Annotated in this window: 13 protein-coding genes and 1 tRNA gene; 4 read left to right on the top strand and 10 right to left on the bottom strand. The window is 62.1% G+C overall.

All coding sequences use genetic code 11. The features are described 5' to 3' along the window. Positions 1–261: 261 nt before the first annotated feature. Positions 262–1,749, bottom strand: coding sequence for a porin (locus tag P0R31_RS04555; protein ID WP_275513030.1), 1,488 nt, complete (start codon positions 1,747–1,749; stop codon positions 262–264). 408 nt (positions 1,750–2,157) lie between these two features. Between P0R31_RS04555 and P0R31_RS04560 the strand changes: the two genes are divergently transcribed. Then, positions 2,158–2,664, top strand: coding sequence for a MarR family winged helix-turn-helix transcriptional regulator (locus P0R31_RS04560; protein ID WP_036010395.1), 507 nt, complete (start codon positions 2,158–2,160; stop codon positions 2,662–2,664). A gap of 10 nt (positions 2,665–2,674) precedes the next feature. On the opposite strand, the gene P0R31_RS04565 is transcribed toward P0R31_RS04560, so the two are convergent. After that, complete coding sequence (locus tag P0R31_RS04565; protein WP_275513031.1) at positions 2,675–3,787, bottom strand: alpha/beta hydrolase family protein; 1,113 nt, start codon at positions 3,785–3,787, stop codon at positions 2,675–2,677. Between the two features lie 353 nt (positions 3,788–4,140). After that, entirely contained in the window at positions 4,141–5,112 is a 972-nt protein-coding gene (locus P0R31_RS04570; RefSeq protein ID WP_275513032.1) for an SDR family NAD(P)-dependent oxidoreductase, read from the bottom strand. A gap of 409 nt (positions 5,113–5,521) precedes the next feature. Here P0R31_RS04570 and P0R31_RS04575 point away from each other — a divergent pair, with 409 nt between their 5' ends. Next, on the top strand, positions 5,522–5,761 hold the full coding sequence (locus tag P0R31_RS04575) for a hypothetical protein (RefSeq protein ID WP_025036674.1): 240 nt from the start codon (positions 5,522–5,524) through the stop codon (positions 5,759–5,761). A gap of 147 nt (positions 5,762–5,908) precedes the next feature. Here the strand turns inward: P0R31_RS04575 and P0R31_RS04580 are convergent, their stop codons facing one another. Beyond that, positions 5,909–6,883, bottom strand: coding sequence for an alpha/beta fold hydrolase (locus P0R31_RS04580; RefSeq protein WP_275513033.1), 975 nt, complete (start codon positions 6,881–6,883; stop codon positions 5,909–5,911). Positions 6,884–7,067: 184 nt separating this feature from the next. Between P0R31_RS04580 and P0R31_RS04585 the strand changes: the two genes are divergently transcribed. Next, complete coding sequence (locus P0R31_RS04585; RefSeq protein WP_275513034.1) at positions 7,068–7,628, top strand: TetR/AcrR family transcriptional regulator; 561 nt, start codon at positions 7,068–7,070, stop codon at positions 7,626–7,628. 310 nt (positions 7,629–7,938) lie between these two features. Continuing rightward, the gene (locus P0R31_RS04590) at positions 7,939–8,445 is read left to right on the top strand and encodes a septal ring lytic transglycosylase RlpA family protein (RefSeq protein ID WP_275513035.1); all 507 of its coding nucleotides are present in this window, start codon (positions 7,939–7,941) and stop codon (positions 8,443–8,445) included. Between the two features lie 78 nt (positions 8,446–8,523). Here the strand turns inward: P0R31_RS04590 and P0R31_RS04595 are convergent, their stop codons facing one another. The 6 genes from P0R31_RS04595 to P0R31_RS04620 all read right to left on the bottom strand — a co-directional run bounded on the left by P0R31_RS04595 (position 8,524) and on the right by P0R31_RS04620 (position 12,605). Continuing rightward, a complete protein-coding gene (locus P0R31_RS04595; RefSeq protein ID WP_275513036.1) occupies positions 8,524–8,685 on the bottom strand; it encodes a hypothetical protein in 162 nt (53 codons plus the stop codon). A gap of 145 nt (positions 8,686–8,830) precedes the next feature. Beyond that, positions 8,831–10,084 (bottom strand): OpgC domain-containing protein, encoded by a 1,254-nt coding sequence (locus tag P0R31_RS04600; protein ID WP_275513037.1) that lies wholly within the window; start codon positions 10,082–10,084, stop codon positions 8,831–8,833. 569 nt (positions 10,085–10,653) lie between these two features. After that, positions 10,654–11,085: a DUF421 domain-containing protein gene (locus P0R31_RS04605; protein WP_275513038.1), complete on the bottom strand. Its 432-nt coding sequence runs from the start codon at positions 11,083–11,085 to the stop codon at positions 10,654–10,656. Between the two features lie 390 nt (positions 11,086–11,475). Continuing rightward, a tRNA-Pro gene (locus P0R31_RS04610) sits at positions 11,476–11,553 on the bottom strand. A gap of 110 nt (positions 11,554–11,663) precedes the next feature. Next, positions 11,664–12,239, bottom strand: coding sequence for a MerR family transcriptional regulator (locus P0R31_RS04615; protein ID WP_271538071.1), 576 nt, complete (start codon positions 12,237–12,239; stop codon positions 11,664–11,666). Between the two features lie 24 nt (positions 12,240–12,263). Beyond that, entirely contained in the window at positions 12,264–12,605 is a 342-nt protein-coding gene (locus P0R31_RS04620) for an integration host factor subunit alpha (RefSeq protein ID WP_036010431.1), read from the bottom strand. Positions 12,606–12,619 lie beyond the last annotated feature (14 nt).

The following is a 12,619-nucleotide window of genomic DNA, read 5'->3' on the forward strand; positions in this document are numbered from 1 at the left end:
TCTGGACAACAAAAAACCTCCGGCGGGGCATCGCCGGAGGTTTCTGGAGGCTTAGCATGAAGCTAAGAGCCGCAACTTTCGTATCTGGCTGAGAAGCTATATAGCTTAGTAACTCAGGTAAGTAAATAAGTTTGATGCGATCGAATCGCATGGCTCGCCTTCGTGTTCCGCAACGGCCATTCGATTTCCGAAACCATTGCCCATGAAAAAACCCCGGCGGTTTCCCGCCGGGGTTCTCCGATCGATTTGCGCGATCGATGATCAGAAGTTGCGCTGAGCGCGCAGCAGCATGCTCACCGAGTCCTGGTCCTTCAGCTCGTACACGGCCGCCGGCTTCGCAGCCGAGGCAATGCCGGGGCTGTTGATTGCGCCCGAGTACTTCTGGTCCAGACGCGACCAGCTCAAGTCGGCAGTGAACGCCAGGCCCTTGACCGGGGTCCACACGGTGTTCACACCGACCACCGCGAAGTTGAAGTCCGGATTACAGGTCGAACCGGCCACGGCTATCGCAGCGAAGTTGGTGCAGATCAGGCCTTTGCCCGTCGTGCCGTACCTCAGCTGGGCATAGCCACCGTAGATGGCGCTGGCCCAGTTCGGGCTCCAGTTGTGGGTATAGCCACCACGGAAGCCCCAGGTCTTGACGGTGTCGATGCCGGTACCGGTTCCGAACACGCCGTCGGCGACACCGGCGAACCCGGTGCTCTGATAGGCGCCGTTGCCGCTGCCGCTGAACATGAAGAAGCTCTGCGGGAACAGGCTCTGGAAGTTGTAGCGGGTCGCACCGTCCGTGTAGACGGCCTGCAGGTTGATGACGTCACCCGCGCCGGTCGGGATGTTCTTGATCGACAAGGCGCCCTGCACGGCCCAGCCCCACTTGTCGGAGGGATGACCGGAGACTTCAGTCGCGCCGTAATAGGCTGAATGCAGCTCATGGGCCGCGACCGAGATCTGCGCCAGACCCCAGGCCTGGTCGACACGAACCTGACCGATCACCTCGGGCATGCGCGTGCCGCCCCAAGCGCTGGCGCCATAGACGCCGGTCACGAACTGCGCCGCCGTACCCGACGACACGTTCCAGAGGTTCGACTGACCATTGTTCGCCGACGTCTCGTCCTGCAGCGCGAACGAAGCAGTGATGCCCTGGCCGAAGTCAGCCGTGTAGGCAACCTGGTTCACGCCGTTGACGTGGTTGGAGCCGCCCGGAATGGTATCGGGGCCGCCCGCCGGATAGCTCTGCCAAGGAGCGTCGAAGATCGAGACCGTGCGGCCGAAGGTGAAGCCGGCGAACTGGATGAACGCATGGTAGAGACCGAGCGAAGCCGAACTGGTCGAGAACGCCGAGGGATTGCTGCCAGTGACGTTCGTGGAGTCATAGCTGACGACGAGGTCGGCGTAGGTGCGAACGACGCCGTATTCGGTCGCCGTGCGGGTATCGATGTTGAAGTCCAGACGAGCGCGGGTGAAATAGTAGTTGGTCAGACGGTTGTTGGACCCGCCGTTCACAGTGCTCGAGCTGTTCCTGAAGCCATAGTCGCCGCCGCCGCCGAGAAGCATGTCGGCGCGGATGTAACCACCCAGCTTGATGCAGGTATCGGTGCCCGGCATGTAGTAGAAACCTGCGCCGTAGAGCGAGCAGATCTTCACGTACTCGACCGCCTTGGCCTTGACCGGAAGATCAGCTGCCTGAGCTCCACCAACGGCGATCAATCCCGCCGCAGTGCCGAGCAAAAGGCTCTTCACCACTTTCATTTAAAACCTCCAAGTTGCTCATTTAGCGGAGACCGGACCATGAGGCCCCCCAGATCCCCGTCTCTTCATCAAATCCGCTCGGCCGCTTCGCGTTTTCGGACGTACCCGCATTCGCGAGGGACGTGAGCGAACCACCTGCAACGGGACGATCGAGAACCCCCCACCGTCACGGATCAATATGCCCGCGCAACTCCGTTAATCAAAATAGTTTATTAGATCAGCTTTGTAGTTTCACTAACCCTGTGTCCGCGGCGCAACACCGGGGGTGGGCCGAGAAGGTTGATCGGGTCATATTTGTAGTTTTCGTGACACAATTAGCCTGCTCTGCACTTGCGTCAGAGCAGAGTTGCGTGGACTATGCCCGCAAACGAACGATCGGAAAGAGAATCAGCTTGCGGGAGTGACGCTGTGTCCGCGACGAGGAAAGAGGGGGCGCGCCTGCGCACCATCGGCAACCTGGATATCATCAGGCGATTCACCTGGGAGATATCGTCGATCAACATGTATCTCGAGGAGCTGCGTCAGTTCTGGGCGAGGACGCTCGGCATCAGCGGGCCGCAATGGCTGATCCTGATGGCGATCTCCGACCTCGACAAGGACGACGGCATTCCGGTCAACGTCGTGTCCAAGCTCCTCCACGTCGATCCGTCCTTCGTCACCACCCAGTCCAAGCTGCTGGAAAAGAAGGGCCTGTTGCGCCGCCGCCCCTCGCCGACCGACGCGCGCGTGGTCCGGCTGTCCCTGACGGAGAAGACGCAGAAGCACCTGGCGAGCCTCAACGAGCAGTACAAGACCATCAAGGAATTCGTCTTCCAGGAGTTCGACGAGGCCGAGCTCGCCGAATTCACCACCAAGCTCGCGACGCTGAAGACCCGGTTGGAAAAGGCCTGCGTCCGCCTCAGCCTGGACCTCTGACAGCTCGCCGCTAGATTCGCCCGGCGCCGCCGAGCCGCGATTCCAGCCAGTCGAAGATATACTCGTTGGCAAGGCTCGGATTGTCGGCATGGGCCTGCGCCGCGCCGGTCTCCACCGCGGTGAACACTTTCAGCGTGACATCCGAGCTGCCGAACCGGGAGTTCTGGACGAGCTGACGCGCCCGGTCGGCCTTGAGCCAGCCGTCCTCGCCGAGCGTGATCAGCACCGGGCAATCGGCGCTGGAGGCCATCAGCGGCGCGTGCGGCACAGGGACGATGCTGACGTCGCTCATCGCGAATCGGCTGGCGAAGAAGGCCCGCTCGTGCAGGTCCCACAGGCCGCCGTCGCAGACGGCGGCAGCAAGCCGCGGCTCCTGCAGCACCGCGCGCGCCACGAAGGACGAGCCCCAGCCATCGGCGATGATCCCGACACGTGCGAAATCTACGTCCTGCCGCGTCTCCAGATAGTCCATGACGCCGGGGATCGCGCTCTCGAGATCCTTGCGCCGCAAGAGCGCATCGAGAAAATCGTCGCGCTGGTCGCCGAATAGGTCGAGCGCCAGCATCGAGAAGCCGCGCTCGCGTGAGTGCGGCTCGAGCTTGAAAAGAAATTCTTCCTTGCGGTGGCCGGGCTCGCCGATGCAGATCACAGTCGGCGCCGGCTCCGTCCCCGACGACGCAGGAAGGAAATAGCCCTGCAGCGAATGCCCGTCGAGCCAGGGTATCGTCACCACCTCGCCGGCCGGCCTGCGCGCGGTGAGGTAGCTGCGCGCGCATTCCTGCGTGGCCAGCACCGCCACCCAGCGGCGCTCGTCGGCGGCGTCGAGCGGCATCGCTGCGGCCCCATAATAGTTCATGGCGCGCAGCCAATTGCGCTGCGCACTGGCGCGGTGGCCCTCCGCGAACGCGGCCTCCGCGCGCTGCCGATTGGTCTGCGCCAGCTTCTTCCACTCGCGGTGCCAGGAGCGGTCGTCGTCGGGCTTCAGCTGCCGCGCGATCATCAGGCATTCCGCGATCGTGGCGCCGCCCTCCTGGGCCGCCGTGAGCAGCCGCGTGAACTCAGCTGAAATGTCCTCTCGCTCCGGGCAAAAGGTCCAGTCGTCGGAGAGGCATGCGGGCATCATCGAAAGCTACGCTCTAATCGTCGCGTTACGCCGATTGACTAAACCATTTCAGATCGCCGACCAAGCCGCCTCGCGCGCCATTACAGGCATTTGAGATCAACATCGCTTGAACATCGTCATGACGGATGGGTGACATTCCAACAGCACATGGTGCGCGACGAACATTGGCAGCAGCTGACACATAGAATTGTCCGAGCATCTCTTGCCATGACGACCATCATAGCCATATTAGCGCGCCTCGTTGGCACGCTAACGAATATGCGCCCTAGCGGCGGCGTGCGCGCACGCCTCTCCTTCGAGACGGCGCTGACGCACCTCCTCGGGTGCGATGGGTGGGCGCCCTGGCGGCGGCCTCAACCAAGCCGCCAGCCGACCTCCTGCGTAAAACTTTCGTAGAAGGCACGGTCGTAAGCCTGCTCCGGCGTGGCGCGCACGCGCTCGTCGAGGCGCTCGGCATCCGCGCCGACGAGGATGCGCCACCGCTCCGCCTTGACGCCGTCCAGAATGATCTTGGCCGCCTGGACGGCCGTGGTCGGCGCGTCCTCCAGGAAGCTGCGGGCGCGCTCGGCGAACGCGGCCTGGATGTCCTCGTCCGACATCTTGTCTGCATCCGGCACGCCGGCGGCGGCCATGCGCTTGCGGGTCAGTGCCACCTCGTCGGCGTTGAGCCGCTCCGAGCCGTCGCCGCTCTGCACCTTGCGCGAATTGGAGACGATCGACGTGCCGATATGGCCGGGCATCACCACCGAGCATTTGACGTGTGGGGCGTGCAGGCGAAGATCGTTGATCAGCGCTTCGGTAAATCCCTTCACCGCGAACTTCGCCGAGCTATAGGCGGTGTGCGCCTGCCCCATGCCGATCGAAGCCCAGAAGCCGTTGACGCTCGCGGTGTTGACGATGTGGGCCTCGTCCGCCGCGACCAGCATCGGCAGGAAGCTGCGCACGCCGAGATAGACCCCGCCCCAACAGATGTTGAAGGTGCGCTCCCATTGCTCGCGGGTGTTGGTGAACAGGCTGCCGCCGCCGCCGATGCCGGCATTGTTGAACAAGAGATGGATCTTGTCGGTTTTCTGCTGCTCGGCGACCTCATCGCGAAACCGCTTCAGATGATCCTCGATCGCCACGTCGGCGACGTGCGTCGTGACGCGCAGGCCCTGCGGCAGCTTCTCGACTTCGCAGAGCCGTTTGGTCTCGGCCATCGCCGCTTCCGAGACGTCGCACATCGCGACGTTGCAGCCTTCGGCGACGAGCTGCCGCGCGAGCTCACGCCCCATTCCCGTGCCGCCGCCGGTGATGACTGCGATCTTTCCAGCAAAATCCTTCATGGGACTTCGGTCCCTCCCCTTGTCGGTGTGTTTCTTGGTCACGGCGCCGCTGACCGCGGCGCGCGCAAAACTGTAGCAGCGCGACATCCGCGGGTAAAAGCCGTGCGCTTGCCCTCTTCGCCTTCGGTAATTTCGGCGGGCGGACTACGCGCGATGCTGCGCGCGGGCCTTGTGAAGTGGCTCATAGGCGACACGGCCCGGACAATCGATCATTCCCAGGTGTTCTCCAGCGGGTTCCCCGTATTTGTCCGGCTTCGGGTTAATGGCAATTTTTTTACAATCCGAATCGCCAAATGGGGGTGGACGCTGGATTGAGTCGGCCAGGCCAGCGTGTTGTTTGCGTGTCACAGGCTCTGGCACTCCGCTTGCATCCTCTTCGTGGTCAGAAACAACCGACGAGGTGATAGGAATGTTCGTGACCGTCGTTGCCGTGCTTTGCCGGCTTGGCGCAGCCAGCTCAGGCAGTTGTGTCGAGGAAATCGTGACCGACAGCAACATGACACCCGAGATTTCGCTGATGCAGTGCGCGATCGGCGCACAAGCGCCTCTCGCGAAGTGGATGGGTGAGCATCCGATCTATCACGCGAACTGGCGCCTCGAGCGCTACAAATGCGTGCCGGGTCACTATGAGATCAAGGGCCACGCCTAAGGCCCCGCAAAACCACTGGTACCGAGACCACGGATACCAGAACGATCAATCCAAGAGGAAACGCCCGGGGGCCGCCTATCCCTCCGCGCGGACACAGCGCCAGACCGATCACGGCAGGCGCTCTGTGACAATGATCACGCCCTCCCTCTAAGCCACCTCACGCAAGATGATCGCACGCGCGCGCCGCCCCTCCGGCGTCGGCATCAGCGCGAAGTTGTGCGGCTGCTCGCGCAAAAGATGCAGCTCGGCCGGCACGCCCACCGCCCTCGCCCTTGCGGCAAGATCGACGCTGTCGGGATAGAGAAGATCGCGCGTGCCCGAAAAGATCGTCATCGGCGCGAGCGCGTGGAAGCCGCCGTTGAGCGGGCTGACGAAGGGATGGCCGACCTCGAGCTCGCCGGCGTAGAGGCGCGCCGCCTCGACGATGCCCGGAATATCCTGGATCGGATCGCGCGCCGCGATCGCAACCTGCTCCGGCCGGCTGACCGAGGCATCGGCCGCGGGCGAGATCAGCAGCATCCGGCTCGGCTGCCGATGACCGCGATCTCGCAGCCATTGGCAGGCGGCGAGTGCAAGCCCAGCGCCGGCCGAATTGCCGACGACCGTCACCTTTGCATCGCCAGCGTCTTCCAGCAGCATGCGTAGCAGCTCGGCCGTCGCCGGCACCACGTCCTTGGCGGTGGCCCGCGGCGCCAGCGGGTAGATCGGCACGACGCAGCAGATTCGCGCCTTGCGCGTCAACTCCCCGACGAAGCGCCAATGCGCCGGCACGATCTCGTTGATGTAGCCGCCGCCGTGCAGGAACATGACGTAGTTGCAGCCCTCGTGGCCTGACGCCGGGGCAGTGTAGTAGACGGGCCAGCCGCCCATCTTGGTCAGCGTCACCTCGACGCCGCCGCCGACCCCGATCGGCTCATGAGAGGCCGGGGCCAGCGCCAGCTTCTGCACGCGCGCCTGCACCGCTTCGGCGGATGCGAGCTGCGCCTTGTACGGAAGCTGTTGCAGCAGCAGGTTGAAGGCGCGGCTCTGCAGGCTCGGGGCGGGATCGCGAGGCGCCCGCGCGCCAAACACGCAGCTGCCCGGACAGAATTGAAAGGCCGATACAAGTCTTGCAACGCTCATCGCCACATCCCCATCCGGCTGTTTCGACCCGGCGACGAAGAGGGTTGCCGACCCGCCGCCATTGGTCGATATAATGCGAGCATTCACTCGCTTTTCCTACTCGCATTCAGATCACAAGTCCGTGGCCCGCAAACCGTCCACAACACCCCGGAAAAATGCCTCGCAGGAGCGATCCCGCGCCACCGTGGACGCGCTGGTCGAGGCAACTGCTCGCATTCTGGTCAAGGAAGGCTTTGAGAAAGCGAGCACCAACCGCATCGCAGAGATCGCCGGCGTCAGCGTCGGCTCGCTCTATCAATATTTTCCCAGCAAGGAGGCGCTCGTCGCCGCCGTGATCGACCGCCACAACGAGGCGATCATGAATTTCGTCCGCGCCGCCTTCGCGGAGGTCGCCGACCTCCCGATCGAGAAAGCCGTGCGTCGCCTCGTTACGGTCGCGATCGAGGCTCATCACATCGACCCGAACCTGCATCGCGTGCTCGCCGAGCAGATCCCCCGCTCCGGCCACCTCGCCGAGGTCGAGGCCTACAGCCACGAAATCCACGCCCTCGTGCGCACCTATCTCGAACGCCACCGCAAGGAGATGCGCAAGCTCGACCCCGCGCTCGCAGCGTTCATGTGCGTGAGCACGATCGAAGCCATCGCGCACAACACGGTGCTGAACAGCGCCGAGATGCTGCCCGAGAAGATGGTGAAGGTGCTGGTGGACGAGACGACGCGGATGGTGGTGGGGTATTTGAGATAGGTTGGCGTCAAGCCAGGGCACTTGCGATCTGGCTACGCACGACCTTCTTAAGCTTGGGATCTGGCCATGATGACGATCGCTCCCCGTGCGTCCAAAGCTGATCGTATTGCGCTGCTCACCTCCGCCGGGACGCGGGGCCGGCAGCTGAACTCGGCTATTTAAATATTTAAATATATTTAATTCCAACGAATTAAATGTCTTATTATTTGAGGTGAGGTCGGTATGCCGTCACCATTCTGCGCGTCTCAAGGAACGCAACCTCAGAAGCTTGCATTGTCGGCTTGATCTTCAATCGTTCATGAGGCCGACGATGCATCCTCTCATCAGAATGGCGGCGATTGCGACAGTCCCTGCTTGGATCGGATTGAACGCAAATGGCGCTGCAGCACAGGATTTCAACGACCGATGGTTTATCATTCCGAAGGCACAAGCAGAGCCGGCGCCTGCTGGACTCGAACAGACGAACAAGGGTCAGATTGAGGCGCCACCTCCAACCGCACAGGAGCCATCGGCTGATCGCTCGGGCATGCGATCTTTCAATCGAGTCTTTTCGGGAAAGGCCTCCTATTATTGGTATTCCAAAGGCAAGACAGCGAGCGGTTCGTCATTCAATCGGAACCACCTCACGGCAGCGCATCGCAGCCTGCCCTTTGGCACCAAGGTCCGCGTGACCCATGGAGGAAGCAGCGTCATCGTCACCATCAATGACAGAGGCCCGTTCATTCGTGGCCGCGTCCTCGATCTCTCGCTCGCTGCCGCGCGCAGCTTGGGGATTACGAGTCGAGGCGTCGCCCAGGTTCGTGCCGAGGTGCTGTAGCAGATGACTCTTGAGGCGCCGTGACACTGAATAACCCGACGCGCTTGTGGATCTGCCCGCTCGAGTGGCTCGCCGCCTTCATCGGCATCGGCGCGATAAAGCCGGTCGCGCACAATACCGCACTGGTGCGATGGCCACGTTGTGCGCCACCGACTCGATCGTGCTGACGCGGATGAAGGTCGCCGCATCGAGGTCGATCTTGCGCATCTCGTTGCGGCGGCTTTCGAGATAGGTGCGCACCAACGCGTTGAGCTCGCGGTAAAGGCTTCGCCTCCCGCCCATCTGGGCGACAAAGGCCGCCGGCTCTGCCTACGAACAGGAGTATTGAACCGCGTACCCGGGGCGACCTTGTCGAGGCACTCTTCGTCAGCGCCGGCGGCGGTTGTCAAACCTCGGTTAAGGGCGGCTGCCGCGAATCCGTCTCGCGAGCGACCTGCGGCACCCTTCCGCCGCCGCGCAGGACAAGATGCTCGAGGGAGCCGGTGCTTTCCGGCGCTCTCTTTCCATCTACCGGCCTCTCATGTGAAGGTTTCTCCACTCGCTTTGACCAGGATCTGTAGTAGGCAACCGCCGTCATGATCGCGATTCCTGCCGCTCCGACGAGCAGTTGAGCGAGGATGCCGTTCCCTGCCAACTGCAGGATGAAGTACCCGATGAAGGCCAGCAGAATACCCACACAAAACACTTCGAGGGACTGCTGGCCGCACTTTATCAGCGGTCGCCAGATGGTGGCTTGTAGCCCGCGCGCATCGATCGGTATGAACCGGGCACCCAGGATAATCAGCACCATCAAATGAAGATAGCGGTAGGGCGCCAGATTGGTCTTGTCGTTGGGATTGAAAAGCTCGAACAAGGCGGGCCCAAACAAGGCCCGGAGCTGAGGCTGGTGAGCAGCTAACGTCATGAGCGCCGCAAAAATCAAATAGGCAATCGCAACGACCAGCACGAACCTGGACCGTAGCAGGAAATGCAGGCGCCCCGCACCGGTCAACGCGAGCCATGCGCCCGTCACAAACAGAAGCTGCCACGCCAGCGGATTGAAGTACCAGCTTCCCGACGGGTAGGAAGGCAGATTCCAATGGAATTGCCGCGCAGCCAGATACAACAGCACCGACCCGATCATGACGGCGTCGGGAAATCTCAACATCAACCAGAGGATGGGAGGAAACAGCCCCATCAAAACGACGTAGAGCGGCAGCACGTCCAAATTCAGAGGCTTGTATCTCAGCAAAAGCCCCTGCGTCATCATCTCTACCGGCGCGCTGGTGACCGGTCCGGCGTTGAACAGATTGACCAGATCAGGGGCGTTGAACCTTTCCGACAGGAAATGGACAAAAGCCAAGTAGATCAGGAATAGCAGGATATGCGCCGTGTAGATTTGCCATACGCGCCTGAATAGCCTGCTGGTTCCGAACACAAAGCCTCGCTCCATCTTTCGCGTATATACGAGCGCTGAGGTGTAGCCGGAGATGAATACGAACAGGTCGGCCCCGTCGCTGAATCCATAATTTCGGAACGAACACCACACCAGCACCGTGCCGGGGACATGGCCGAGAAACATCGCCCAGTTGGCGAGGCCGCGAAACAGGTCGAGACGCAAATCACGTTGAGGTGGCGGCAGCGCAAGCCCGAGCTTCATTCTGCTTTCCGTCGCAACGATTCGCGATCGATGTACGCGACCCAGCACCGAGAAGCTGCCGAGATCGCTCACGCTAGATGCCGGGCTGAGAGCCTCATTTGAGGAGCGACTTCGCCCAAAGGCAATTGCACCACGTCGGTCTCGCCGAGAGCGAGTGAAGTTTGATGCGGTCAATAGAACAATGTTGGCGCACTGAGATCAGCCGGATATTGACCTGAGTCAAGCGACCCGCCGAGTGCCCCAGTACTGTACATGCATGACCTCGAACGCGCGGAGGCTAACCGGCGTTCGGATTTTCCCACGAATAGCTGGCAGGGAATCTTGGTTCCGAGCAAACGCGCGCGCTGTGTCATCGGGGCTGACCTGATGGGCGTTTCCTCGGTTGGTCGTGGGAGATGGTGCGCACGCTGGTGGACCACGCGGATCGCGATGGGGTATTCGAGGTAGGTGGCGTCAGTCCTCGGCGCGTGTGCCTTTATGGAAGCCGGCGGAAGCTCCTCGCAGGATAACAATTAGTCTATCGTCGATGCTCCGCAACGCCGATCATTTCGGCGGGCAGACGAAGGCCGTCAGGCTTCCTTCTTTTTCACGCTGATATTTCCATCGCCCTCGATATATGCCTCGACCACGTCCGAGGGGCTCGCTATGCCCTCCTCGCGCAGCTTGCTCATCAACTCGTCCATCGTCACCAGCTCCTGCCGCATGTGGCGGCGAAGGACCTGCCCGTTTTTGATGAGCAGGAGCGGCGCCGGGCGAGCAAGCCGCTCCACGAAAGGCACGTGATACCCGACCCAGTCGATGGCGAGATTCCAGAAAATGATGGTGGCAACGAGCACGATACCTTCTGTGATCGAGCGGTATTCGCCCGCCATGCCATTCTGCGCCGCGTCCGCCAGCAGGACGACGAGAAGCACATCAGGGATGCTGAGCCCGCCGGTTTGCCGCTTCAAAATGAAGCGCATCAGCGTGAAGATGCCGAGATACATGATGGTGCCCCGCACGATTATTTCCGTGACGGAATGCGTCGGGACGAAGATCTCGCTCCACGATAGCTGAAACATGTTGCCCTCGCCTAAATGGAAGCGTCCTGATGCCGCGTATCGAAACTCTTATCGACACGAACGGTTTCGGATTGCGAGGAGAATGGTCAAGATGGAGCCTCTCGCCGACAGCTCGGTCGTCATTGTCCGACGATCCGCTCCTTACCCCTGTCCGATGCGTCACATCGATTCGGAAAAACCTTATGTCCCAATGACATCGCTGCTGTGCATGGGGTTGTTTTCGGCGTCTTGATGTACCGCCCGCCGCAGGCCCCGCTTCCGCTCACAGGCATCCCTCGCGGCCCGGAGCAGGCTCCGCGCCGACGGTCAACCCGACAGATGTTGAAAAAATGGTCGGAGCGAGAGGATTTGAACCTCCGACCCCTAGTCTCCCAGACTAGTGCGCTAACCGGGCTGCGCCACGCTCCGAATGCCGTTCCATTAGCTAGGATCGCCGCTTTGCGCAAGGCGAGGCCGCAGCATTTTGCTGTATCCGCCCAAAGCTTCCGGAACTGCCCCGGAAAGCCCGCGGGACCGCCCTAGCCCTCCTTCAGGGCCTGATCCAGCATCTCCCGGCAGGCGACGAGGTCGCCGAGGACCCGCTCCAGCCGCTCCCGGTCGAGCGCGCTGGGGCCGGCGGGCGCGGCGGCGCCGCCTTTGCGGAAGGTGGTGAGGATCTCCTCGTCGTCGATCTCGGTGAAGCGGAAGTCGATGCCTTCCTCTTCGTCGCCCTGATAGTCGTCATCGTCGGTGTCGGTGACGCCCTTGATGGGGGCCTCGTCCTCCGGCTCCATCAGGCTCGCGCCGATCGCGTCCTCGATCGCGCCGAACGAGACCGCGGCCGCGCTGTCGGCGAGGCCCTGCACCGATTTGACGCCGTGCTCTTTCAGGATGCGCTGCACCCCGCGGATGGTGTAGCCCTCGCCGTAGAGCAACCGGCGGATGCCCTTGAGCAGGTCGACGTCGTCGGGGCGGTAATAGCGGCGGCCGCCGCTGCGCTTCATCGGCTTGATCTGGGAGAAGCGGGTCTCCCAGAACCGCAGCACGTGCTGCGGAATGTCGAGTTCCTGCGCTACTTCGCTGATGGTTCGGAACGCATCCGGCGCCTTGTCCAAAGGCCAGTCCTTTCCGAAAGGCGGTTACGCCTCTTCTTGAGCCTGGGTGGCGTCGCCGTTGGTGCGGTGCTGGGCGTTGATCCGCTGCTTCAGGATCGCCGACGGCTTGAACACCATGACGCGGCGCGGCGAGATCGGCACCTCGGTGCCGGTCTTCGGGTTGCGGCCGATGCGCTGCCCCTTCTTGCGCACCATGAAGGAGCCGAACGAGGACAATTTCACCGTCTCGCCCTTCTCCAGGCAGTCGGTGATCTCCTTCAGCACGAGTTCCACGAAGGCAGACGATTCCGTACGCGACAGGCCCACCTTCTGGTAGACGGCTTCGCACAGATCGACACGCGTTACGGTTTTGCTGGTCTCGCTCATCGCCCTGCCCCACC

Source organism: Bradyrhizobium yuanmingense, from assembly GCF_029167105.1.
Classification (GTDB): domain Bacteria; phylum Pseudomonadota; class Alphaproteobacteria; order Rhizobiales; family Xanthobacteraceae; genus Bradyrhizobium; species Bradyrhizobium yuanmingense_A.

Bases quoted from the DNA above. Each gene is read 5' to 3' on its own strand.
- P0R31_RS04555 (WP_275513030.1), bottom strand. From the start codon at position 1,749: ATGAAAGTGGTGAAGAGCCTTTTGCTCGGCACTGCGGCGGGATTGATC.
- P0R31_RS04565 (WP_275513031.1), bottom strand. From the start codon at position 3,787: ATGATGCCCGCATGCCTCTCCGACGACTGGACCTTTTGCCCGGAGCGA.
- P0R31_RS04570 (WP_275513032.1), bottom strand. From the start codon at position 5,112: ATGAAGGATTTTGCTGGAAAGATCGCAGTCATCACCGGCGGCGGCACG.
- P0R31_RS04575 (WP_025036674.1), top strand. From the start codon at position 5,522: ATGTTCGTGACCGTCGTTGCCGTGCTTTGCCGGCTTGGCGCAGCCAGC.
- P0R31_RS04580 (WP_275513033.1), bottom strand. From the start codon at position 6,883: ATGAGCGTTGCAAGACTTGTATCGGCCTTTCAATTCTGTCCGGGCAGC.
- P0R31_RS04590 (WP_275513035.1), top strand. From the start codon at position 7,939: ATGCATCCTCTCATCAGAATGGCGGCGATTGCGACAGTCCCTGCTTGG.
- P0R31_RS04600 (WP_275513037.1), bottom strand. From the start codon at position 10,084: ATGAAGCTCGGGCTTGCGCTGCCGCCACCTCAACGTGATTTGCGTCTC.
- P0R31_RS04620 (WP_036010431.1), bottom strand. From the start codon at position 12,605: ATGAGCGAGACCAGCAAAACCGTAACGCGTGTCGATCTGTGCGAAGCC.